The 22,086-nt window shown below is 55.9% G+C and carries 23 protein-coding genes; 11 read left to right on the top strand and 12 right to left on the bottom strand.

Annotated elements, in window-relative coordinates:
• Positions 1 to 3 precede the first annotated feature (3 nt).
• The 8 genes from hisG to KF947_RS20010 all read right to left on the bottom strand — a co-directional run bounded on the left by hisG (position 4) and on the right by KF947_RS20010 (position 5,724).
• Positions 4 to 657, bottom strand: coding sequence for an ATP phosphoribosyltransferase (gene hisG, locus KF947_RS20045; protein WP_133730453.1), 654 nt, complete (start codon positions 655 to 657; stop codon positions 4 to 6).
• Positions 658 to 877: 220 nt separating this feature from the next.
• Positions 878 to 2,140 carry a UDP-N-acetylglucosamine 1-carboxyvinyltransferase gene (murA, locus tag KF947_RS20040; protein WP_133730452.1) on the bottom strand — a complete coding sequence of 421 codons (1,263 nt, stop codon included), beginning with the start codon at positions 2,138 to 2,140 and terminating at the stop codon, positions 878 to 880.
• 11 nt (positions 2,141 to 2,151) lie between these two features.
• Positions 2,152 to 2,403, bottom strand: coding sequence for a BolA family protein (locus KF947_RS20035; protein ID WP_007114696.1), 252 nt, complete (start codon positions 2,401 to 2,403; stop codon positions 2,152 to 2,154).
• A 93-nt stretch (positions 2,404 to 2,496) separates the two neighbouring features.
• Positions 2,497 to 2,835: a lipid asymmetry maintenance protein MlaB gene (locus KF947_RS20030; RefSeq protein WP_133730451.1), complete on the bottom strand. Its 339-nt coding sequence runs from the start codon at positions 2,833 to 2,835 to the stop codon at positions 2,497 to 2,499.
• Entirely contained in the window at positions 2,832 to 3,473 is a 642-nt protein-coding gene (locus KF947_RS20025) for a phospholipid-binding protein MlaC (protein ID WP_413614132.1), read from the bottom strand. The genes KF947_RS20030 and KF947_RS20025 overlap by 4 nt, the downstream gene beginning before the upstream one ends.
• Before the next feature lie 89 nt (positions 3,474 to 3,562).
• Positions 3,563 to 4,027: an outer membrane lipid asymmetry maintenance protein MlaD gene (mlaD, locus tag KF947_RS20020; RefSeq protein WP_133730450.1), complete on the bottom strand. Its 465-nt coding sequence runs from the start codon at positions 4,025 to 4,027 to the stop codon at positions 3,563 to 3,565.
• A 16-nt stretch (positions 4,028 to 4,043) separates the two neighbouring features.
• Positions 4,044 to 4,844, bottom strand: a complete 801-nt coding sequence (gene mlaE, locus KF947_RS20015; RefSeq protein ID WP_133730449.1) for a lipid asymmetry maintenance ABC transporter permease subunit MlaE — start codon at positions 4,842 to 4,844, stop codon at positions 4,044 to 4,046.
• A gap of 67 nt (positions 4,845 to 4,911) precedes the next feature.
• The gene (locus KF947_RS20010) at positions 4,912 to 5,724 is read right to left on the bottom strand and encodes an ABC transporter ATP-binding protein (RefSeq protein WP_227404911.1); all 813 of its coding nucleotides are present in this window, start codon (positions 5,722 to 5,724) and stop codon (positions 4,912 to 4,914) included.
• A gap of 307 nt (positions 5,725 to 6,031) precedes the next feature.
• Between KF947_RS20010 and KF947_RS20005 the strand changes: the two genes are divergently transcribed.
• The 10 genes from KF947_RS20005 (at position 6,032) to KF947_RS19960 (ending at position 13,239) form a co-directional block, all read left to right on the top strand.
• Positions 6,032 to 7,018 carry a KpsF/GutQ family sugar-phosphate isomerase gene (locus tag KF947_RS20005; protein ID WP_133730447.1) on the top strand — a complete coding sequence of 329 codons (987 nt, stop codon included), beginning with the start codon at positions 6,032 to 6,034 and terminating at the stop codon, positions 7,016 to 7,018.
• A gap of 56 nt (positions 7,019 to 7,074) precedes the next feature.
• On the top strand, positions 7,075 to 7,617 hold the full coding sequence (locus KF947_RS20000) for a KdsC family phosphatase (RefSeq protein ID WP_133730446.1): 543 nt from the start codon (positions 7,075 to 7,077) through the stop codon (positions 7,615 to 7,617).
• Positions 7,618 to 8,187: an LPS export ABC transporter periplasmic protein LptC gene (lptC, locus tag KF947_RS19995; RefSeq protein WP_133730445.1), complete on the top strand. Its 570-nt coding sequence runs from the start codon at positions 7,618 to 7,620 to the stop codon at positions 8,185 to 8,187. It abuts the gene before it with no gap.
• A gap of 17 nt (positions 8,188 to 8,204) precedes the next feature.
• Positions 8,205 to 8,699 carry a lipopolysaccharide transport periplasmic protein LptA gene (gene lptA, locus KF947_RS19990; protein ID WP_133730444.1) on the top strand — a complete coding sequence of 165 codons (495 nt, stop codon included), beginning with the start codon at positions 8,205 to 8,207 and terminating at the stop codon, positions 8,697 to 8,699.
• 11 nt (positions 8,700 to 8,710) lie between these two features.
• Positions 8,711 to 9,478 (top strand): LPS export ABC transporter ATP-binding protein, encoded by a 768-nt coding sequence (lptB, locus tag KF947_RS19985; protein ID WP_227404910.1) that lies wholly within the window; start codon positions 8,711 to 8,713, stop codon positions 9,476 to 9,478.
• Between the two features lie 129 nt (positions 9,479 to 9,607).
• Entirely contained in the window at positions 9,608 to 11,023 is a 1,416-nt protein-coding gene (locus tag KF947_RS19980) for an RNA polymerase factor sigma-54 (protein ID WP_133730443.1), read from the top strand.
• Between the two features lie 97 nt (positions 11,024 to 11,120).
• Complete coding sequence (hpf, locus tag KF947_RS19975; RefSeq protein ID WP_007114683.1) at positions 11,121 to 11,429, top strand: ribosome hibernation-promoting factor, HPF/YfiA family; 309 nt, start codon at positions 11,121 to 11,123, stop codon at positions 11,427 to 11,429.
• 4 nt (positions 11,430 to 11,433) lie between these two features.
• On the top strand, positions 11,434 to 11,904 hold the full coding sequence (locus KF947_RS19970; protein WP_227404909.1) for a PTS sugar transporter subunit IIA: 471 nt from the start codon (positions 11,434 to 11,436) through the stop codon (positions 11,902 to 11,904).
• Between the two features lie 87 nt (positions 11,905 to 11,991).
• Positions 11,992 to 12,924 carry an RNase adapter RapZ gene (rapZ, locus tag KF947_RS19965; protein WP_227404908.1) on the top strand — a complete coding sequence of 311 codons (933 nt, stop codon included), beginning with the start codon at positions 11,992 to 11,994 and terminating at the stop codon, positions 12,922 to 12,924.
• 45 nt (positions 12,925 to 12,969) lie between these two features.
• A complete protein-coding gene (locus KF947_RS19960) occupies positions 12,970 to 13,239 on the top strand; it encodes an HPr family phosphocarrier protein (RefSeq protein WP_133730440.1) in 270 nt (89 codons plus the stop codon).
• Between the two features lie 16 nt (positions 13,240 to 13,255).
• Here KF947_RS19960 and pmbA read toward each other — a convergent pair whose 3' ends face one another.
• Entirely contained in the window at positions 13,256 to 14,596 is a 1,341-nt protein-coding gene (pmbA, locus tag KF947_RS19955; RefSeq protein WP_227404907.1) for a metalloprotease PmbA, read from the bottom strand.
• 123 nt (positions 14,597 to 14,719) lie between these two features.
• Between pmbA and yjgA the strand changes: the two genes are divergently transcribed.
• Positions 14,720 to 15,241: a ribosome biogenesis factor YjgA gene (yjgA, locus tag KF947_RS19950; RefSeq protein ID WP_133730438.1), complete on the top strand. Its 522-nt coding sequence runs from the start codon at positions 14,720 to 14,722 to the stop codon at positions 15,239 to 15,241.
• A gap of 37 nt (positions 15,242 to 15,278) precedes the next feature.
• Here yjgA and tldD read toward each other — a convergent pair whose 3' ends face one another.
• From tldD to rng, 3 genes are read right to left on the bottom strand one after another with little or no spacing between them, the layout of a single operon-like run.
• A complete protein-coding gene (gene tldD / locus KF947_RS19945; protein WP_133730437.1) occupies positions 15,279 to 16,730 on the bottom strand; it encodes a metalloprotease TldD in 1,452 nt (483 codons plus the stop codon).
• Positions 16,727 to 20,581 carry a YhdP family protein gene (locus KF947_RS19940; RefSeq protein ID WP_227404906.1) on the bottom strand — a complete coding sequence of 1,285 codons (3,855 nt, stop codon included), beginning with the start codon at positions 20,579 to 20,581 and terminating at the stop codon, positions 16,727 to 16,729. The genes tldD and KF947_RS19940 overlap by 4 nt, the downstream gene beginning before the upstream one ends.
• A gap of 2 nt (positions 20,582 to 20,583) precedes the next feature.
• Complete coding sequence (gene rng, locus KF947_RS19935) at positions 20,584 to 22,047, bottom strand: ribonuclease G (protein ID WP_133730435.1); 1,464 nt, start codon at positions 22,045 to 22,047, stop codon at positions 20,584 to 20,586.
• Positions 22,048 to 22,086: the final 39 nt, after the last annotated feature.

Here is a 22,086-nt window from a genome sequence, read left to right as displayed (position 1 = left end):
ACATCATTCGGCAAGCTGGGTCTGGCGCTTTTTGACCGCCCTGTCTAAGCGCTCTAGCAATGGCTTAATACGTTCATGCTTCATGGTCATGGCGGCCTTATTCACCACTAGCCGGGTGCTGATCTGGGCGATAAGCTCACGCGGTTCCATACCGTTTGCACGCAGGGTATTGCCGGTATCGACGATATCGACAATCTCATCAGCGAGGTTCATTAACGGCGCTAGTTCCATAGCGCCGTAGAGCTTGATCACCTCGGCCTGGATGCCCTGCTCTGCGTAATAACGGCGCGCCACGTTAACAAATTTCGTTGCGACCCGACGCCGGGCACGGGCTGGCAACTGACCGGTCACCCCCGCGGTCATCAACTTACAGCGGGCAATTTCCAAATCCAGTGGCTCATAAAGCCCTTCAGCACCGTGCTCAAGCAGCACATCTTTGCCTGCGATGCCAACATCGGCCGCCCCCAGCTGAACGTAGGTGGGCACGTCGGTGGCACGGATAATCACCAGCTTTACGTCAGGCAAGTTGGTATCAAATAGCAGCTTACGGCTTTTGCTTAAATTCTCTGCGGGCGTAATACCCGCATCGGCTAGCAGTGGCAGCGTCTCTTCCAGAATACGGCCCTTCGAGAGGGCTAAAATCAGTTGCTTACTCATCGTATAGGCCAGTGGTTAATAGTGGCGAGCTTAACAAGGCTATTCCAGTTATGCATCGGCGCCGAGTGCAGGTCTCCGCGAGGGCGCTGTGAACCCATCCTTGGGCGCTACTTTCGCCATCCCTGGGCGAAAGACCCTCGCTTCAACCTGCCCTGACACCACATTATCGAGGATTGTATAAGCATCTATTTCAAACTAAAGCAGCCCTAAATAGCATGGCTTAGCCAGGGATACGGCGAATACGTGCACCCAGCAGCTGCAGTTTCTCTTCAATACACTCGTAGCCGCGGTCAATGTGATAGATGCGATCCACTAAAGTTTCGCCCTCGGCCATCATGGCCGCAATCACCAGCGAAGCAGACGCGCGAAGATCGGTCGCCATTACCGGCGCACCTGAAAGTTTCTCAACCCCCTCAATCAAGGCGGTGTTGCCTTCCAGCACGATATTGGCGCCCATGCGGTTAAGCTCTTGAACGTGCATAAAGCGGTTTTCGAAGATCGTCTCGACCACCCGAGAGTGCCCCACGGCCACAGCGTTCATGGCCACGAACTGCGCCTGCATATCGGTTGGGAACGCAGGATAAGGCGCGGTGCGAATATTCACCGCCTTAGGGCGCTTGCCGTGCATATCAAGGGCAATCCAGTCATCGCCACTGGTAATTTCGGCCCCCGCCTCTTCCAGCTTGGCGATAACCGCATCCAGGATATCGGCCCGGGTGCGTTTGACCTTCACCCGCCCGCCGGTCATGGCGGCGGCAACTAGAAAGGTGCCGGTCTCGATACGATCGGGCATGACATCGTGCTCGCAACCGTGCAGTTTTTCGACACCTTCGATAGTAATGGTATCAGTGCCTTGGCCGCTGATTTTAGCGCCCATTTTGATCAAGCACTCTGCCAAGTCGACGATTTCAGGCTCGCGGGCAGCGTTTTCCAGAACGGTTTTGCCTTCGGCCAAGGTCGCCGCCATTAGCAGGTTTTCGGTACCGGTCACTGTCACGGTATCAAAGTAGATAGTCGCCCCTTTAAGGCGACCGTCGACCCGCGCACGGATATAGCCCGCCTCAACGCGAATCTCCGCCCCCATGGCTTCTAAACCGCGAATATGCAAATCCACTGGGCGCGAGCCAATGGCGCAACCACCGGGTAGCGATACATCGGCTTTACCGAAGTGGGCAAGCAGAGGGCCCAACACCAGTATCGAGGCACGCATTTTCTTAACCAGCTCATATGGCGCGTGGCATTGGGTCACCTGGGAGCCATCCAACTGAATACTCAGCTTTTCGCCCATCACCGGCTCAACGCCCATGCGGCCAAGCAACTCAAGGGTGGTAGTAATATCCTGCAAGTGCGGCAAATTACCAATCACCACGGGGCCATCGGCCAACAGACTGGCACACAGAATGGGGAGCGCCGCATTTTTAGCACCGCTCACCCACACTTCACCATCTACCGATCCATTGCCGGTAATAATTAATTTATCCATGGGGGCGACCGTTATTGAACGTTTTCCGGTGCAGTTTGCCACTGCGCCGGGGTAAACGTTTTAATACTAATAGCGTGGAGCGCACCCGAAGCGATCTCATCGCTCAGCGCAGCGTAAACTAGCTGCTGACGCTTGACCGGAGAGAGACCTTCAAAGGCATCGCCAACCGCAATCACCTGAAAGTTACAGCCTTCACCCTGGATATGGAACTGACATCCGTCGATACGGGATTCAAGCAGTGCTTTTACCTCATTGGGTTGCATGGCGCAGAAAACTCCTTTGGGGTCATCGTTATTAATGAACGTAATTGGCTCGACATAATAAAGAAAAGCAGTGCGCTTGGCGATGCCAGGGCGTTAAACGGCTAGCGTAGCTGCTGGCTGATCGATCAAAGTGTCCAACTCAGCCAAGGAGGCAAGTCGACGTAGCGGTGCTGAAAAAAGAATGGTTTGAATCTGAATGCCACGCTGACGACAAATTCGAAGCCATTCAAACAGCACGCTAATGGCAGCACTGCTGGCTTTTCCCACGCGACTAAAATCAAAGCTGACTGAGGTTAGCTCGGTATGTTTGAGCCATTTGACGCCACTGGCGGCCAAATCGGCCGCCAGGGTTACTTCTACATCACCTTCTACCAGCAAGGTAGCGTTTTCTACACTAACCGTTACACCGGGGCGTGAAAATAGCGCTGTCACGCATCGCCCCCCTGCTCAAGCTCTTCAACGCCCACTTCAGGCGACCAACCGTCAATAACCGCGTCATAATCACGATTGTTATCACGCATGGCTTGATCAAACTGATTGCGGAATGTCAGGCCAAGATTAATACCATTAACAATCACGTTAACCACGCGCCATTCGCCGTCGGAGAGCCTAAGACTGTAGCTCACGGGGTACACCTCACCGTTACTCGCCACTACCTCCATGGCAACGCTAGCCTGATCGTCATAGCGCTGAGCCTGCTGGGCATCCAACACCCGCAGCTCATCATAATCAAACGTCACCAGTCCGCGGGTATAGGTATCAATCAGCGTTTGCCGAAACACATCCACAAAACGACGGCGTTGTTCAGGGGAAGCGTTGCGGAAGTAATTGCCCATCACGCTGGCACCGATATAGCGAAAATCCGCTACTTGATCGAGATTGCTATCCACCAGCTCTTCAAGTTCGCCAAGGTTGTCAGCGTAGTACTCCTTGCGTCCTTCAAGATCCGTCATTAGCGATTCAACGTTATCGCGAATCATCTCTTCAGGCGTCTGGGACTGCGCCTGTGACTGCAGCGGCACCATTAACGTTGCGATCATCATTATCGCCAGTGACCAACGCCCCAACATTGCGTTCACTCCATTCATAACCCTTTCTCCCTACCCTTTATTGCACCGAACCCGTTATTACAATGGGCTAGTGCCTGTCGTATGAAACACTAGTTAGTAGCCATATTGGACACAAATTGCTGGATAAGTTCTTCCAGCACCAGCGCCGACTGGGTGTCGCGAATCGTGTCGCCATCTTCAAGCATCTCAGGGTCGCCGCCCACACTAAGGCCTATATATTGCTCACCTAACAGACCTGCGGTCAGGATAGAAGCAATCGAGTCTTTGGAGAGCTGCCCCTCAAGCTCGCTATCCAGGCTTAACACGACCCGCGCATCGAACCACTCTGTATCCAGTTCAATGGCCTCCACCCGCCCCACCGTCACACCGGCCATAGTGACCCTGGCGCGGGGTTTTAAACTGCCAATATTGGCAAAGTTGGCCTCTAGCTGGAACGACTGCGTGGGAGCAGAGAGCGTCAGTCCACTAACACGTAAGCCGAGGAACACAAGCCCTAGGATGCCTGCCACCATAAACAGGCCCACACCGAACTCCATGGTTTTACTACGTCTCATGAAACTGCTCCAGCCATTAAAGGCCGCCAAACATCATGGCGGTCAACACAAAATCAAGCCCCAATACTGCAAGCGACGAATACACTACCGTGCGCGTAGTGGCACGCGAGATACCTTCAGAGGTGGGCACCAAATCATAACCCTGGAATACCGCAATCCAGGTAACCACCAAAGCAAATACGGCGCTTTTGATCATGCCGTTACCAATATCATTAATAAATGTCACATTGGCCTGCATGTTGCTCCAATAGGAGCCCTCAAAGACGCCTAGCCACTCCACGCCCACCAGGTAGCCCCCCCAGATACCCACCACGCTAAACCCCACCGTTAGGATAGGCAGCGACACAAAGCCTGCCCATAAGCGTGGCGCCACGACGCGACGTAGCGGGTCGACGCCAATCATCTCCATGCTGGTGAGCTGCTCTGTTGCCTTCATCAAACCAATCTCTGCAGTCAGCGCAGAACCTGCCCGCCCAGCAAACAGCAGGGCCGCCACAACCGGCGCTAGCTCACGCAATAGTGAAAGCGCCACCATTTGGCCCAGCGCCTGCTCAGCGCCGAAATCGACCAAAATGGTATAGCCCTGCAGTGCCAGCACCATGCCGATAAACAGCCCCGACACCAGCACAATGGCTAATGAAAGCACGCCAACAAAGTGCATCTGGTGCAACCATAATCGCCAACCTTCCCGGGAAGGCACACCAATTGCGGACTGAAATAGAAACACGCCAGCCCGACCTAATGCTTCCATTAGGTCGCACCCTCGGCGCCCCAGCCGGGTGATACGCGCGGTGCCGTTAGAGAATTTTGACTGCATTAATCCTGCCCTTTATTTACCCTGCTTTTGTGAATTTAAGCGCCTTGTGTCACCCACCCTAGCGGTTCTATTTAGCTGGAGCTTCACCCAGAATATCGCGATAAAACGCCTTAGCGGGGTAATGAAAGGGGACTGGGCCGTCAGGCTCGCCATGAATAAACTGGCGAACACGCGGGTCTTGATTAGTATCCAAGGTCTGTGGTGTGCCATGAGCAACCACCTGACCATCGGCAATCAAATAGAGGTAGTCCGCGATACTCAAGGTCTCCTTGATATCATGAGAGACCACCACAGAGGTAAGCTGCAGCGCTTGATTAAGACGCTTAATTAGCTGCACCAACACGCCCATTGAGATGGGATCCTGACCAACAAACGGCTCGTCATATAAAATCAGCTCGGGATCCAGCGCTACCGCACGCGCCAATGCGACCCGCCGCGCCATCCCCCCTGACAGCTCCGCAGGTGTTAAGTGTCGAGCTCCGCGCAGCCCGACTGCCTGCAGCTTCAGCAACGCAAGGTCGCGCACCATCGTATCGGGCAAATCCGTATGCACCCTCAGCGGGAAGGCAACGTTCTCGAACACATCCAAATCGGAAAATAGCGCCCCACTCTGAAACAGCATTCCCATCCGCTTACGTAGGGTGAATAGCGCCTTCCGGGACAGCTTATGAACATCCTGCCCATCAATGAGTATTCGCCCGCTTTCTGGGGTCAACTGTCCACCGATCAGCTTCAGCAACGTCGTTTTACCGGTGCCGCTTGGCCCCATGATCGCGGTTACTTTACCCCGCGGTATGGTCATATTCACACCACGGAAAATTTCGTGGTCGCCACGAGAGAAATAAAGGTTTTCAATTTCTATAAAGGGTGCATCTGTCATGGATCAGTTGACTCTTAACGAGGCGCAGCTAGGGCTAATTATCATACCCTACTTGCTGCTACTGCAGTTAGAAAACAGCGTTTCTAAAACATTATCGAACATTGTACTATAACGCTACACAACATTACTGTGCGAGGAGCCTTCCTATTGATTAAAAAAACCAGTGGTGAGCCAATCCCTAGGCCAGACCAAGTTATCAATCAAGCCTCCAGGGGTAACGACCTCAATTACTGCCTATAAGCAGTGATGAGATGTTATTCTTGGCGGTTACGACTTTTTATATTTTCAATCGTTAAGAGAAAACGCCATGCGCCAGCCTCTCGCTTCATCCAGCCTACTACGCGAAAGCGCGATGCGTACGCTGCAAATTGAGCAGGCAGCGATTGGAGGCCTCCAGGCTAAACTAGACGAAAGCTTTGACCGCGCCTGCGAATTGATCCTCGCCTGCCAAGGGCGCGTGGTAGTGACAGGCATGGGCAAGTCGGGGCATATTGCAGGTAAGTTGGCAGCAACGCTTGCCAGTACCGGCACACCGGCCTTTTTCGTTCACCCCGGAGAAGCCAGCCACGGCGACTTAGGTATGATCACCCGTACTGATGTAGTGCTGGCACTCTCTAACTCGGGTGAAACGGCCGAAGTCACTGCGCTACTGCCACTGCTTAAACGCCTGGGCACACCGCTGGTCAGCATGACGGGACGACCAAACTCAACCCTCGCCAAGCACGCTGACGCGCACTTAAACAGTGGGGTTGAACGTGAGGCATGCCCGCTCGACCTCGCTCCCACCAGCTCCACCACCGCTGCGCTCGCCCTGGGTGACGCACTGGCGGTGGCGTTACTGGAAGCACGCGGCTTTACCGCTGAAGATTTTGCCCTTTCCCATCCTGGAGGCAGTTTAGGCAAACGCCTGCTACTGCGCGTTAGAGACCTGATGCACGACGGCGCGCGCCTGCCCCAGGTCGCGCTGGGCAGCCCGCTGCGCGATGCGTTATTGGAGATTACCCGGCAAGGGCTTGGCTTTACCTGTGTGGTGGATAGCGATGGACGCCTCGCCGGAGTCTATACCGATGGCGACCTTCGGCGCACGCTGGATCAATTCCATAATCTGCATGATGTGCTCGTTGATGATGTCATGACTCGACCGGGCAAACGCATCGGCCCCGACATCCTAGCGGCCGAAGCGGTGCGCATAATGGAAGAGAGCCGTATTACCGCGCTAGCGGTGGTCGATGAACAACAGCGCCCTATTGGGGCTCTACATATGCACGACCTGCTCGCCAGCGGCGTTATTTAACCCAGCGGCGTTTTTATTTCGTTCGGTTTTTACGATTTTACTGATATGGAGGCTCTATGACCCTACCTGCTGCGCTACTCGATCGACTCCGCCGCGTACGCTTATTGGCGCTGGATGTTGACGGCATACTCACCGATGGCCGCCTCTACTTTCAGGCCGATGGAATCGAAATCAAAGCATTCCATACCCAGGATGGCCATGGGCTAAAACTTCTCAAACGCGTGGGCGTACATGTTGCACTGATTACCGGGCGCGACTCTCCCATGGTGAGCCAACGCGCTGCAGCCTTGGGTATCGACCATGTCCACCAAGGCTGTGAAGACAAGCTAGCCACCCTTCGCGGGCTTTGTCAGCGCCTCGATATCGAGCTGGAACAGGTGGCTTATTGTGGCGACGATCTACCCGATCTAGCGGCTATTAAGCGTTGCGGCGTAGGCATTACCGTACCTAACGCGCCAGACTACATGCACACCCACGCCGACTGGATCACCGAACGCCTGGGTGGCCACGGTGCCGTGCGCGAAATTTGCGATACGCTGCTTGAATCGCAAGGGCACTGGGGCGCGGTGCTCGACACCTATCTGCACGGCCGCACTTAAATGGCTAAACGCTTTAAAGTACGCCTCTGGCTAGCCGGGCTAGTAATAGCGCTAGGGGCCCTGCTGGTATGGCTTGACCCTCGTGGGCCTCAAGGCACCAGCATCGATCCGGAAGCGCAGGCCCAGGAACCAGGCCACGTACTGGAAAATGCTGAAATTACGCTATTCGGCGATAACGGCAACGTTTTGCAGTCGCTGAAAACACCGCGCCTTATCCATACGCCTCAGCAAAGCGAAACCTGGACAGAAGAGCCCGAAGCGGTACTGTATGACAATGAGGATCGTCAATGGCTAGCGAGTGCCGATGTAGGCACGCTCAACACTGCTACCCAAGCTCTGCTACTGTCAGGCTCAGCTCAGTTGATAGCACCGGACGAAGGCTGGCAGCTAGATACTGAGCTACTCCATTATGATGGCCTAAATCAGCATGCGTGGAGTGAAACACCGGTCGTGCTTCAGCAACCACCCCAGCAAATGAGCGCTTCACGCTTGGACGTGTGGCTTAACAATAGCCGGGTTCGCCTAACTGATAACGTGCGCGGCATACACCCCCCGGCCACGCAACCTTAAGCTTAAGAGGAGTCGCCATGAAAGCACTTATCTACACAGCCCTTTTTGCACTCGCTATGCCGGTATCGTCGTTGGCTCAAACTTCACAACAAGCTCCCGTGGAAGTTGAAGCCGACCGGTTGGATCTCGACCAGCGGGCCGGGACTGCTGTTTACACTGGGGATGTGGACATTCGCCAGGGGGAAATGCAGCTGCGCGGCGACCGGGTAGAGATCGAACGCAACGACGCGGGCGAACTCTCGACGGCAACCGCCACCGGAGAGCGCGCCTACTTGCGCCATCAAGGCGAAGGGCAAGATGGCCCTACAGAGGGCTGGGCACGGCGGATTATTTATCACGTCGCCGAGCGCCGCGTTGAGTTAATTGACCAAGCCGAACTGACCCAACAGGAGGACAAATTTAGCGGCGGGCGACTTGAATATTTTATTGATCGTGAAGTGATTCAAGCACGCTCTGACGTTGACGGCAGCGAGCCCCAGCGCATACGTATGACCCTTCAGCCTGAACAATAGGGAGTCAAGCTGTGGCAACTGCTGACACTACGCCGAACAACATCCTTACACCGAACAAAACCCTTTATGCCCACCACCTGGCTAAAAGCTACAAACGCCGCCGTGTGGTTAAAGACATCAATTTGGAAATCTGCCAAGGCAGCGTCGTTGGGCTCCTGGGCCCCAATGGCGCGGGTAAAACCACCTCATTCTATATGATCGTTGGGCTAGTCAAGTCCGACGCTGGCAAGGTGGGTATCGACGATGTGGATTTAACCCGCGCCCCCATGCACGAGCGCGCAGCGGCGGGAATTGGCTATCTACCTCAAGAGGCATCTATTTTCCGCAAACTCTCGGTTGCCGATAATATTATGGCGATACTCGAGACCCGCAAAGAGCTTAGTCGCAGCGACCGCGAACAGCGCCTGGAAGCGCTACTCGAAGACTTCCATATTACCCATATCCGCGACAACCTGGGCATGAGCCTTTCAGGGGGCGAGCGCCGGCGTGTAGAAATCGCCCGTTCGCTAGCCACAGAGCCCGCTTTTATTCTGCTTGATGAGCCTTTTGCGGGCGTTGACCCCATCTCGGTAGGTGATATTAAAAGCATTATTCGTGCGCTTAAACAGCGCCATATCGGCGTGCTGATTACTGATCACAACGTGCGTGAAACCCTGGATATTTGCGATATCGCCTATATCGTCGGCGATGGGCAAATCATCGCCAGTGGCTCGCCGGCTTCGATTCTCACCAATCAAAAAGTAAGGGACGTGTATTTGGGCGCCGATTTTCGTCTGTAACAGTTTCGCCTTCATCGCCCCTAAATAGCGCTTTAAAACAACTTTACTACCAATGGCATGCTTATTGCACTTGCGCCAAGCACTCACTCGCACTAGGGTGGAGCATTCTGATTAACGAGTGGTTCTCAGATGGTCATGAAAGCTTCTCTCCAACTGCGTATCGGCACACAGCTGACCATGACGCCCCAGTTGCAGCAGGCCATTGCGCTGCTGCAACTCTCTACGCTGGATCTTCGTCAAGAAATTCAGCAGGCACTTGATGCCAATCCCATGCTGGAGCAGGAAGATGAATTTAGTGAGCAGGCTGTCAGCGAGCCTAAGGAAGAAGAGTGGTCAGAGAGCATCCCTACTGAGCTCTCGGTAGATAGCGACTGGTCAGATACCTATCAAGATATGGGCAGTCAGGGGGGTAGCAGCAGCGAAGGCCCTGATTTTGAGCGTCAGGCAGCAGGGCAAAGCCTGCATGGCCACCTGCTATGGCAGCTTGCCATGACCGATTTTAGCGCCCGCGAGCAGCTTGTCGCGGAGAGTTTAATCGACGCGCTCGACGCTAACGGCTACCTAACCCAACCGCTCAACGACATCCGTGAAGGCCTGCGCGCCCAGGGCATTGACGGGCTTAGTCAACGCGAAGTGGAAACCATTCTGCTCAAGCTCCAGCAGTTTGAGCCGACCGGCATCTTTGCCCGGGATCTGCGTGAATGCTTGATGCTGCAGCTCGCCGCCCTCCCCGATGATACGCCACTGCTGGTTCCCGCTCGCCGTTTAGTGCGGCAGTTTCTCGAAGCGCTTGGTAAAGACGATATGCGCCTGCTGAAGCGCCGCCTAGGGCTCGACGACGAACAGTTGACCGACGTCATCCTACTGATTCGCAGCCTAGACCCACGGCCAGGCAGCGCTTACGGCGACACCGACGATAGCTATGTTACCCCCGACCTAGTCGTGCGCCACGATAACGAAGGCTGGCACTTAGAACTCAACCCAGAAGCCCTGCCAAGGCTGCGCATTCAGCCGGACTACGCCAGCTTGATTAAGCGAGCGGACAAGAGCCAGGACAATCAGTTTCTCAAAGAACACCTCCAGGAAGCGCGCTGGCTGATCAAAAGCCTCTCTAGCCGAAACGATACGCTGCTGCGTGTGGGTCGCGAAATCATTACCCGCCAGATTGGCTTTTTGGAGCACGGTGAAGAAGCCATGAAGCCATTGATACTGGCCGATATTGCCGAAGCCGTCGAGATGCACGAGTCGACTATTTCACGGGTAACGACGCAAAAATATATCCATACACCTCGAGGCGTGTTTGAACTCAAATACTTTTTCTCAAGCCAGGTGAGCGGTCAAGATGGCGATAGCCATTCCAGCACTGCCATCCGGGCACGTCTCAAGAAACTGATTCAAGAGGAGCCGCCCGGCAAGCCGCTTTCAGATAGTCGCTTAGTGACGCTGTTAGGCGAGGGAGGGATTCAAGTGGCGCGTCGTACGGTGGCGAAATACCGTGAAGCCATGGGCATTCCCTCATCTAGTGAACGGCGCCGTTTGCGCTAACTTCGCTAACGTTTCAGGGAAACTCTCGACAAGGGCTTTGCAACGCGGCAAAAAGGGTTACAATCGAAGTACAGTCCGATGGATAAGGAGCACGTCAATGCAAGTAAATATCACTGGTCATCACGTAGAACTGACTGACGCCTTGCGTGACTATGTCAACGAAAAGCTTGAGCGTGTAGAGCGCCATTACGACAATATAACTACGGTGCAAGTCACCTTATCAGTGGAGAAAGAGCGCCAGCAGGCCGCCTGTACGCTGCACGCAGCAGGTGCTGACTTACATGCGGAAGCCCTAGACAGTGATATGTACGCCGCTATCGACGCGCTAGCGGATAAAATCGACCGTCAACTCGTTAAACACAAGGAAAAAGCACAAGCTCGCGCCCAAGGCGCTGGTGTGCGTTAATTCAATGACGTTGGAAACCATACTCCCCCCGGAACGTGTTCTGTATGACGTACCCGGGGGTAGCAAAAAAAGGGTGCTGGAGTTTTACAGCACCTTTATTGCCCAAAATATCCCCAGCCTGGACAGCCAAGAAGTGTTTAGCCGTTTAATCGGCCGCGAGCGCTTAGGTAGTACGGGTATTGGTAACGGCGTGGCTATTCCCCATGCGCGGAGCCCCCACTGCACCGCCCCTATCGCCGGGTTTTTAAAGCTGGCTGAAGCAATCGATTTCGATGCTATCGACGGCGATCCGGTAGATCTGGTATTTGTCCTGTTGGTACCCGAAGAGGCAGATGACACGCATCTCTCACTACTGGGGCAGGTAGCGACCATCATGAATGATGCGGACACGCGCCAGCAGCTGCGTAAAGCAGCCAGCCAGCGCGAACTGCTCGAGCTGATTACCGCTAAAATTCGCGAGCAATCAGCGGCCTAAGGGTCTGAAAGCCTGTTCAGGGCACAGCACAGCAGATTATTCGCTCACCACCCTCAACGCAGCTTGATCAAAGCAAAGAGAGACTCTATGCAACTGGTGATCATTAGCGGCCGCTCCGGGTCAGGTAAATCTATCGCCTTGCAAGCGCTGGAAGATCTTGGCTACTACGCGATTGACAACCTCCCCGCTATGCTGCTGGGATCATTGGTGGATGAACTGCGTGACCAGGGCGATCGCACCCATCTGGCGGTCAGTATTGATGCCCGCAATTTGCCGGGAGCGCTGGAGCGCCTACCCTCTTTGTTAGAGGAGTTGCGTCAGCGTAAAATCGACTTTCAAGTGATTTACCTAACTACCGACGCACGCATACTGCTTGAGCGCTACTCTGCTACTCGGCGACGCCATCCGCTGACCCGCGATAGCGAGATGACCCTGGAAGAGGCGATCAATAAAGAGGAGGAAACGCTGGAGGATATTCGCGACCTGGCCGACCTTTTGATCGATACATCACGGTTATCGGTGCACGATTTACGTCGCCGTATTACCGACCAGGTAGCGCATCAACGGCGCGATAAGCTGACGTTAACGCTGGAATCGTTTGGCTATAAACGCGGCGTACCGTTAGACGCCGACCTGGTCTTCGATGTGCGCTGCCTGCCAAACCCTTACTGGGATCCAACGCTGCGCCAGTTCACTGGCCGCGACGCGGAAATCGTGGCTTTTTTGAGCAGCTATCCGATCGTTGACGCCATGAGCGACGACATTTTGGCCTGGCTGGAGCGTTGGTTACCCGCTTACCAAAATAGCCAACGTAGCTACATGACTATCGCCATTGGCTGTACGGGTGGTCAGCACCGCTCGGTCTATATGGTCGAGAAGTTAGCGGAAAAATTAGCGCCTAGCATGGGCGAAGTTCAGCTTCGCCACCGCGAACTTGGCCTGCATTACACCTTAAGCGAACAGTTGGCCGCTCCTCTCGTCAGCGCTGCCACACCCAACGAGCGGCCAGAGACCTCTTAAGCGCGTCTATCCATTAATGACACCACTCGGCGAAAAGGAACCAGGGTGCCAGAACGCATACTTACACTTACCAATCAACGCGGGCTACACGCTCGCGCGGCGACAAAACTGGTCAAATGCGGCCAACAGTTCACGGCAAAAATATGCGTCTACAAACAGCAACAGGCTGCCGACGCCGCCAACATCATGTCACTGCTGATGCTTGCCGCACCTTGTGGCACCGAGCTTAGAATCACCGCCGAAGGCGATGACGCCGAACAGGCGCTTGAAGCGATTCAAGCGCTGTTCGACGCCCGCTTTGAGGAAGATCAGTAGCCGTCGCTTGTGCCTGCTAGTCCCCCGCTACGGTCATGGCATCAATCAACCAGCTACCCGTGTGAACACTGCCACGGGTATCGGTGTCATCGCCAATACCTACTAAGCCAGCAAACATGCGCTCCAGGTTTCCGGCGATAGTGAACTCTTCTACCGGGTACTGCACCTTGCCATTCTCGACCCAAAAACCTGCTGCACCGCGAGAGTAGTCGCCGGTCACACCGTTGACACCCTGGCCCATCAACTCAGTTACCCAAATACCCCGCCCCATCTCTTGCAGCAGGCTCTCGCGTGATTGCAGCGGCGTCGCTAAACGCACGTTACGTGCCCCACCGGCATTACCCGTGGTTTGCATATCGAGACGACGGGCGCTGTAAGACGAGAGCATATAGCTGGCAATGCGCCCCTGATCGATAAAGCGATTATTGCGCGTTTGCACGCCCTCACCATCAAACGGCGAGCTTGCCGTGGCGCCGACCTCCATCGGCCGCTCTTCCAGACTGAACCAGTCGGGAAACAGCGGTGTACCAAGCCGGTCGCACAGAAACGAAGCTTGACGGTACAGCGCACCGCCGGCTAACCCACTGAGCAGGTGGCCAATCAAGCCACTGGCCAACGACGGGTCAAACAGCACCGGAAAGGTGCCCGTTGGCGGACGTTTAGCGCCGAGCCTGCGCAACGTACGCACCGCGGCTTCGCGCCCTACCTCAGCAGGATCACGCAGCGCCTTGGGGTCGCGGGCAGACGTATAGTCATAATCACGCTGCATACCGGCCGCGTCTTGGGCAATCAGCATGCACGAAAGAGAGTGGTTACTGCCCTTTTGGGTGCCTAAAAAGCCGTGGCTATTGGCGTACACGCGTACCCCTTCGCCGCTGGAGAGCGACGCACCATCCGACTGGGAAATACCTTCCACATCGCGGCCCGCCAGCTCGCAGGCCAGCGCCAGCTCAATCGCCTCATCCGTTGTGAGCGCCCAGGGGTAGTGCACTTTTAAATCGGGCAACTCAGTAGCCATGAGTGATGCATCGGCCAGTCCAGCCGCCGGATCTTCGCCGGTGTAGCGGGCAATTGCCAGCGCCTTCTCCACCGCCGCCTGAATAGATGCGCTGCTGGCGTCTGTGGATGAAGCGCTGCCTTTACGCTGCCCCACGTAGAGCGTGACGGCAATGCCTTGGTCACGGGATAACTCAACCGTTTCAACTTCCCCCTGACGTACGCTAACGCCTATGCCCTGGTCAACGCTTGCGCCCACCTCGGCAGCATCCGCGCCCAAGCGCTTGGCCAGCGCTAGCGCCTCTTCAGCGCGCGCGGTCAATAGTGACTGCTGCGCGGATGCATCAAATGCCTGTGCCATATGGCCTCCTATTTCAACCGAATGTCTCTCAACCAAAGTCTTTCAAGAGAGTGTCATCGGCGAATCAATGTTGTACTCGCAGCTGGTATAATGCCGCCACGAATCTTGTCTGTGAGTCACACTATGCGTAAGCAACGTCCCGATCCCGTTGAAGTAGAAGAGCAGGAAGAACGCCCTAGCAAGTCGCAACTCAAACGCGAAATGCATGCCTTACAGGCACTTGGGGAAACCTTGATCGCCATGCGACCGGCGGAACGCGCCCGTTTCCCCCTCTCTGACGATATGCTCCGTGCTATCGAGGAAACCTCGCGTATTCGTTCCCATGAAGGTCGCCGCCGCCATATGCAGTATGTCGGCAAGCTAATCCGGAAAGAGGATCTCACCGCCATTCAAGCCGTGTTCGACTCCATCGATCAGGAGCAGGAGCAGCGCGACCACGCGTTTCACCGACTGGAAAAATGGCGGGAACGCTTAATTGACGAAGGCGACGCGGCGGTTGATCTGTTTATGGCGGAACACCCCGATGCCGATCGCCAGACACTGCGTCAATTGATTCGCAACGCCCAGCGGGAACGCGAACAGGGCAAACCGCCGACCAGCTCACGCAAGCTCTTCAAACACCTGCGCGAAACCCTCTCACTTTAAAAACAGCCTCTTTAAAACGGTTTTTCAAAACCGCCAGTCAAGACTGCGTGCCACCGACGGTCAGCTCATCCAATTTCAGGGTGGGCTGGCCCACCCCCACCGGCACGCCCTGTCCCTCTTTACCGCATACGCCAATACCAGTATCCAGCGCCATATCATGGCCGATCATGGAAACGCGCTGCATCGCTTCCGGCCCGTTACCAATCAAGGTGGCGCCTTTCACCGGTGTCGTCACCTTACCGTCTTCAATCAGGTAAGCTTCGCTGGCGGAGAATACAAATTTACCCGACGTGATATCCACCTGCCCGCCGCCAAAGCTCACCGCGTAAATACCGCGCTTAACGCTTTTGATAATATCGCTGGGCTCATCTTGGCCCGCGAGCATAACGGTATTGGTCATACGCGGCATGGGTAAGTGGGCAAAGGATTCGCGTCGCGCATTGCCCGTCGGCGCCATACCCATTAAGCGGGCATTGAGTTTGTCCTGCATATAGCCGGTCAAAATGCCGTCTTCGATAAGCGGCGTGTATTGCCCCGGTGTGCCCTCGTCATCCACGCTCATGGAGCCACGGCAATCCGATAACGTTGCATCATCGACAATGGTCACGCCTTTAGCGGCCACGCGCTCGCCCATCTTGCCTGCAAAGGCGGAACTGCCCTTACGGTTGAAATCCCCTTCCAGACCGTGGCCGACGGCTTCATGAAGCAAAATCCCCGGCCACCCCGAGGCCAGTACTACAGGCATTTGCCCCGCGGGTGCATCAACAGCCTCCAGGTTGACCAGCGCCTGACGCACCGCCTCTTTGGCGTACTGCTCGGCAACTTGGTCATCGCGCAGTTTGGCCATGGAGTAACGGCCACCGCCGCCCGCACTGCCGCGTTCGCGTCGGCCATTTTTAACCGCAATCACGCTAACGTTAAAACGCACTAGTGGGCGAATATCCGCCGCCAAGGTGCCATCGCTGGCCCGCACCAGCACCACCTCGTAGGTTCCTGATAGGGAAGCACTCACTTGACTGATGCTCGGGTCTGCAGCACGAGCAACTTTGTCAGCCTGTTTTAACATGGCGACCTTGTCTTCGGCGCTTAGCCCGGCCAGAGGGTCGATTCCCTCATAGCGCGACATGGCGGAAACCGGACGAACCAATTGCCCAGGCAGACGTTGGCCGCTGCGAACGATGCCCGCCGCTGTGCGGCCGGTGTCCATTAGCGCATCGGCAGTAATTTGGTTGGAGTAGGCAAAGCCCGTCTTTTCACCTGCCAACGAGCGTACGCCGACGCCACCGTCAATATTGTAGCTGGCCTCTTTTACCTCTCCATCTTCCAGTACCCAGCCCTCTTGCCAGGTACGCTGAAAATAGAGATCAGCGTAGTCAATGCCCGCGCCCATAGCGTAGTCCAACCCCGTTTCCAAGGCCTCTAAGTCGAGCCCTCCAGGGGTCAACAGAATGGCTGCAGCCGTATCTACATCACTTTTATATGCGGTCATTGGGGGCCTTCTAAAGTAACCTGCGGCGAGGCCCAAGGGCCTCGCACACGATAATGGAGTGTCGTGGCGCGATCTAAGGCGTCGCCAAACAGCTGGTCAGCAAGGAACAGCGCGCCGCCCACGATAGGGGCGCCAACGGCAATCGCCGCGATCGGTAAGCTTTGCGTCACTGGTAGTGTGACGCCAAGCCGCTGGTCAAGTTCACGCGTCACCAGATTGACACTGCCGGTAAGCGTTAGGGTGGTGGCCGGGGCATCAATTTGCAATGGCCCACGCAGCGTCAGCAGCCCACCGGTAACATCAGCGGTACCCTTAACACGGTCAAATGCCGTGCCCCGACCAGTAACGTCGGAAAAATCCAAGCGTAGACGACGTAAAATATTATCGAAATTGAGCAAGCCGATTAAACGCGCTGGTGCCGACTCCAGAGTGACAAAGCTGCCATCACGAATGTCGGTACTGATATAACCATCTGAACGGCTTAACTCCAATTGCCAGGGCGCCCCCGGCCAGTCAAGCGAGGCGACCACATCAGTACTTCGGCTGCGCATGGCCACCGGCTGGTCAAGGCGCTCAAGGGCGGTGCCAATGTCTCCGCCCTGAATGGTAATGTCCGCGCGGGTATGACTGGATACAGCGTCTCCTTCCCAGTGCAGTTCCCCGCGCGCGGAGAGCTGGCCCAGGGTTAAGCCAACGGGAGTAAGCGAAAAACGCTCACCGTCGGTTTCCCAGTAGGCCGTCAAGGGGCCAAAACGACGCGGCCCCATGGCAATTTCGGCTAAACGCAATCGCCCATTGGGCACATCGGCTAGCCAGTCAGGAATGGCCACCGGCTCCTTAAGCTGCGTTTCGACCGATCCCATCCAGGAGTCTGGCATCGGTGCATCGCTGTCATGCTCAACATTGGCTAGTGCCAGCAAGCGATCAAGCGCCAGCGCTTCTATGGCCACATCTAACGGTTGCGGTGATTGAGCATCGTAGTTTACACGCCCGGTGACCAGGTTACCGCTTAGGCCCAAATCGATCAGGCCAGCGTTGATGCCTCCAGATGCGTTAAGAGAGCCTAAACACTCGCCTTGGTAAACCACGCAGGGCGTGGTTAACGAGACCGCCAGCGGCGATTGAGTGCCTGCGTTTGGCTCCCCGGGTGCCCCACCAGCCATTAGCGGTGCAATCGCCTGCTGCCACGCTAGTGGGTCAAGCCTCGGCACGGCAGCGTTAAGGCTAAACCCAGGTTGTGTGGGCCAGCCGGGCAGCCGCTCCGCTTGGCTGCCTAAATTTAGCGACCCGGCAAACGAGCCGTTAAGCTGTTGCAGTCGTGCAGAAGCGATATCAGTGAGCCGGCTTTCGATACGTTGTGTGTCCATATCGGCGGTTAATGTCCAGGGCCAGGCCTGCTGTGGCGTTTTTGCAAAGGGCTCGGGCAGATGGCTGGTGACGCCGACTAAACGACTCTCCAAGCGCAGGGTGGGCGTTGGCGTTAGGGCGACACTGCCCTGCCACTCTAGCGGCCCTTCTAGCGGCATACGCCCTTGACTGTCATCTACCCCTGCAAGCCCGAAAAGCGCCCCGGTGGCGACTCTCCCCTGCAGCTGTATGCCGTTGCGTTGAGTATTAATATCAGCGTTGATAGAGCCACCAAGCAACTGCCCACTAGCCTCTCCGACGAGACCTGAACGCTCCCCATCTTGAAGCCAGGCAAGATCCCCCTCAACCGATTGAAGACGCAGATCGAGCGGTTGATAAACCACCTCCGGAAAGCGCGGCTGAGCATTAATTTCCAGCTGCAGCGCCTCCGGGTTTGCTAACGGCAACGACAGCGCAATATCGCCGTTAACGCCACCCGTTACGCGCAAATCACTTAGTCGGGAAAGATCAACCTCGGGCATTGCCTGTAAAAATGATATTAGCGCTGGCCCATCCGACTGTAACTGCCCCGAAAGATTGAGCGTCTCATCCTCCATCACCACTTCACCTTCTGAAGCAGTGACGCCATGGCTCTGCGCGTTATCAATTTCAGCTTCTAACACCCTGTTTTGCCACTTGAGGCGACCCTCGACGTCGTCAAGGCGTGGCCAGCCTGGCGCGATCGGCAAATGTCCTTGGGTAACTGCCAGGGCAAGCGTCGCAGTAAAGTCCTCAGCGGTCACGCCATCGCCTAACGGCTGGCTTAACTGCAGAGATCCCTCGCTTACGTAACCACCAATATCATTGAGCAACCACTCGCGAAGCTCGTCATCCATGACGCTGAGCGGCAACCACTGGGCCAGCGGTCGCTCAACAGCATCCACGTCACTGAAGTTGAGGTCTAAACCAAAATGGCCACGCTGATTACCTGTCACCAGACCAAAGCCGCCCGCTACCTGGGCGCCGTCCCAGTCAACGCTTAGCCGCTTGCCACTCACCATGGTATTGGGTCCGTCGTAGACCCACTCCACTTCCCCTTCAGCGCGCCTCAGTTGCATGGGAGCGGCAAAATACTCAGGAAAATAGAGGGTGCTGGCGCCATTACTGCTAAACAGTACGCGACCGCGAAAATCCCGCGCCTGAACCCAGGCGTCCAACGGACCGCCGCCTGGCGCCTGCTGCCATGGCGAGACTTCCACGCCGGTTAGCGCCGCGTCCACCCCCCAGTGACCATCCTGCTGGCCAACGTGCAACCCCTCAACTTGCCCCCGGGGGGCAAGGGTTTGTAATACTCGCGTGACGGACTCGGGGAGCAATACATAGTCGCGCCAAGCGGTCAGCGAGGCGAGTTCAAAAGCGCTGGTGCGCACTTCCCACTGCCCTGGCTGGTGGGTGGCGTGCCAGTGACGTGGCAACGCGGGTCCCACGTTGCCGCCGGGGGGCTGGGCCCACTCCACGCTCTCCGCATCACCGCTTAGCCACGCCTCACCTCCTTCGCCGTCGCGCTGCCACAAACCATTGGCCTCAATGTCCCTTAACACCGCGTACTGAACACGATGGCGAAGCGTCAACTGTGGCACGTCGACGGCAACACGGGCTTCCTCAAGGCGCCCGGCGCTCCAACGCCCCCACAGCCGCGCACTGCCCCCAGCCTGCTCCAAATAGGCCGCATGATCGGGCCGAAACATATCCGCCAGAACCACTAACTGATCAAGCTGAATATCCAACTGCAGTGCTGCCGAAAAATCGCTAAAACCCCGTCGGCCAGGCTGCATTTCGACCTTCATTTCCGCCGCAGGGAGGTCTATATCGCGAGCCTGCTCTAGTGATGGCGCGATGTTGATGGCGCCCTCCAGCCGTGTACGCCGTTCATCGCCGGTCAGCAGTAGCGTTTGGGCATGCAGCAGTACGGTGTCCTGCTTGCCGTGCAGCACAACGCGAGTGTTATCCACCCACAGCCGTTGGCGTAAAATCAAGCCCGCCCAGCTATCAATTTTGGCCAGATCCACATCGGGGTCTGCCGCCATCAATAGCGGTAACTCCGCGGGCTCGGGCCACTGCCACGCAGCCCCCGTGCCTTGATAAAGATGAAACTGTGTACCGCTTATTCGTGCGTCGCTAAAAATCGGCGCCCTATTGATTAGCGACGCCCAGGTATCCAAGCGCAGTCCTGCATGCTCCAGGGAAAAGAGTGCCTGACCATCGGGGGTTTCCGCATTCACCCCGTCAAGGCGCAGCAGTAGGTCGTTACGGGCTAGCGAAAGCGATAGACGCTCAATAGTCACCGGCACGCCGATACGTGCCTCAATTAGCGCTTCAATACGGGGGGTAAGGGCATCGGATTGGCTGATCGCCAAGCGCAGCAGCAATAGCAGCACGGCCACGCAGCCCAGAAGCCAGGCCGCGATCAGCAAACTCCAACGCACCAGCGAACGAGTCGGCATGGTTACATCAGCACAATATCGTACTGCTCTTGGGAGTAGTGCTGCTCAACCTGAAAGCGAATCGTTTTATTGATAAACGTCTCCAGGTCGGCCACCGCCGCTGACTCTTCATCCAGTAAACGGTCAACGACTGGCTGCGACGCAAGCACCATATAGGTTTCAGCGCTGTAGGCACGCTCTTCGCGCAGAATCTCACGAAAGATTTCGTAGCAGACGGTTTCTGGCGTTTTCAGCGTTCCCCGTCCACTGCAGGTAGGACAGGCTTCACACATCGTTTGCTCTAGGCTCTCCCGCGTGCGTTTCCGGGTAAGCTGAACAAGGCCAAGCTCGGTCACGCCGGTACACTTGGTTTTGGCATGATCACGCTCTAAGGCTTTTTCCAATACTCGCAACACTTGCCGCTGATGCTCAACATCGCTCATATCGATAAAGTCGATAATGATGATACCGCCCAGGTTGCGCAACCGAAGTTGGCGAGCAATTGCCGTAGCCGCCTCCAGGTTGGTTTTGAAAATGGTTTCTTCAAGGTTGCGGTGACCAACATACCCCCCGGTATTGACATCAATGGTGGTCATTGCCTCAGTGGGGTCAATCACCAGATAGCCACCGGATTTCAGCTGCACCTTGCGCCCCAACGCTTTCTGGATCTCATCTTCGACGCTGTACAGGTCAAAGATGGGCCGCTCGCCGGGGTAATACTCAATCCGCTCAACCGCATCGGGCATAAACTCTTCAGCAAACTCGACCAGTTTGACGAAGTTTTCCCGCGAATCGATACGCACTTTTTCAATATCGTCGCGCATTACATCGCGCAAAGTGCGCATAAAGAGCGGCAAATCATCATAAATGACGCTTTGTGGTGTCGCGGTGACTTTACGCTCGCTCACCTTGCGCCACAGCCGCAGCAGAAAGTGCATATCGCCTTTTAGTTCTTCGTCACCGACGCCTTCCGCGGCAGTACGAACAATAAAGCCCCCCGTCACCTCCAGCGTCTGCTCCGCCACGCTGCTATCCAGCAGGGCTTTTAACCGCTCGCGTTCGCGCTCATCCTCGATTCGCTGGGAAACGCCGTGATGCGGCGAATCGGGCATATACACCAAATAGCGAGAAGGGATCGACAGGTGCGTGGTTAAGCGCGCACCTTTACTTCCAATGGGGTCTTTGGTGGCCTGTACTACCAGCGCCTGGCCTTCATGCAGCAACTGGCCAATGGTTTGCTGCTCATCGAGCGGTGTACCGGGAGGCATCACTTCGTGAGCATGAATAAACGCCGCCCGCTCTAAGCCAATATCAACAAAGGCAGCCTGCATGCCAGGCAGTACACGGACTACTTTGCCTTTGTAGATATTGCCCACGATACCACGCCGACGGGAACGCTCGATCAGTGCCTCTTGCAAAACGCCATTTTCAACCAGCGCGACGCGGGTTTCCATTGGCGTTAAATTGATGAGAACTTCACCGCTCATGCAAAATTCCTTATTGGTTGACATATTCCTTGCCAGCGA

Origin of the sequence: Halomonas sp. FeN2 (assembly GCF_020595105.1) — a bacterium.
Classification (GTDB): domain Bacteria; phylum Pseudomonadota; class Gammaproteobacteria; order Pseudomonadales; family Halomonadaceae; genus Vreelandella; species Vreelandella neptunia.
This window is presented reverse-complemented; position numbering and strand designations above follow the sequence as displayed.

Bases quoted from the DNA above. Each gene is read 5' to 3' on its own strand.
- KF947_RS20025 (WP_413614132.1), bottom strand. From the start codon at position 3,473: ATGTTGGGGCGTTGGTCACTGGCGATAATGATGATCGCAACGTTAATG.
- rapZ (WP_227404908.1), top strand. From the start codon at position 11,992: ATGCAACTGGTGATCATTAGCGGCCGCTCCGGGTCAGGTAAATCTATC.
- hpf (WP_007114683.1), top strand. From the start codon at position 11,121: ATGCAAGTAAATATCACTGGTCATCACGTAGAACTGACTGACGCCTTG.
- lptC (WP_133730445.1), top strand. From the start codon at position 7,618: ATGGCTAAACGCTTTAAAGTACGCCTCTGGCTAGCCGGGCTAGTAATA.
- KF947_RS20000 (WP_133730446.1), top strand. From the start codon at position 7,075: ATGACCCTACCTGCTGCGCTACTCGATCGACTCCGCCGCGTACGCTTA.
- hisG (WP_133730453.1), bottom strand. From the start codon at position 657: ATGAGTAAGCAACTGATTTTAGCCCTCTCGAAGGGCCGTATTCTGGAA.
- murA (WP_133730452.1), bottom strand. From the start codon at position 2,140: ATGGATAAATTAATTATTACCGGCAATGGATCGGTAGATGGTGAAGTG.
- rng (WP_133730435.1), bottom strand. From the start codon at position 22,047: ATGAGCGGTGAAGTTCTCATCAATTTAACGCCAATGGAAACCCGCGTC.
- KF947_RS20010 (WP_227404911.1), bottom strand. From the start codon at position 5,724: ATGACAGATGCACCCTTTATAGAAATTGAAAACCTTTATTTCTCTCGT.
- KF947_RS20005 (WP_133730447.1), top strand. From the start codon at position 6,032: ATGCGCCAGCCTCTCGCTTCATCCAGCCTACTACGCGAAAGCGCGATG.
- tldD (WP_133730437.1), bottom strand. From the start codon at position 16,730: ATGACCGCATATAAAAGTGATGTAGATACGGCTGCAGCCATTCTGTTG.
- KF947_RS19940 (WP_227404906.1), bottom strand. From the start codon at position 20,581: ATGCCGACTCGTTCGCTGGTGCGTTGGAGTTTGCTGATCGCGGCCTGG.
- yjgA (WP_133730438.1), top strand. From the start codon at position 14,720: ATGCGTAAGCAACGTCCCGATCCCGTTGAAGTAGAAGAGCAGGAAGAA.
- mlaE (WP_133730449.1), bottom strand. From the start codon at position 4,844: ATGCAGTCAAAATTCTCTAACGGCACCGCGCGTATCACCCGGCTGGGG.
- KF947_RS20035 (WP_007114696.1), bottom strand. From the start codon at position 2,403: ATGCAACCCAATGAGGTAAAAGCACTGCTTGAATCCCGTATCGACGGA.
- lptA (WP_133730444.1), top strand. From the start codon at position 8,205: ATGAAAGCACTTATCTACACAGCCCTTTTTGCACTCGCTATGCCGGTA.
- pmbA (WP_227404907.1), bottom strand. From the start codon at position 14,596: ATGGCACAGGCATTTGATGCATCCGCGCAGCAGTCACTATTGACCGCG.
- KF947_RS19970 (WP_227404909.1), top strand. From the start codon at position 11,434: ATGACGTTGGAAACCATACTCCCCCCGGAACGTGTTCTGTATGACGTA.
- KF947_RS19980 (WP_133730443.1), top strand. From the start codon at position 9,608: ATGGTCATGAAAGCTTCTCTCCAACTGCGTATCGGCACACAGCTGACC.
- mlaD (WP_133730450.1), bottom strand. From the start codon at position 4,027: ATGAGACGTAGTAAAACCATGGAGTTCGGTGTGGGCCTGTTTATGGTG.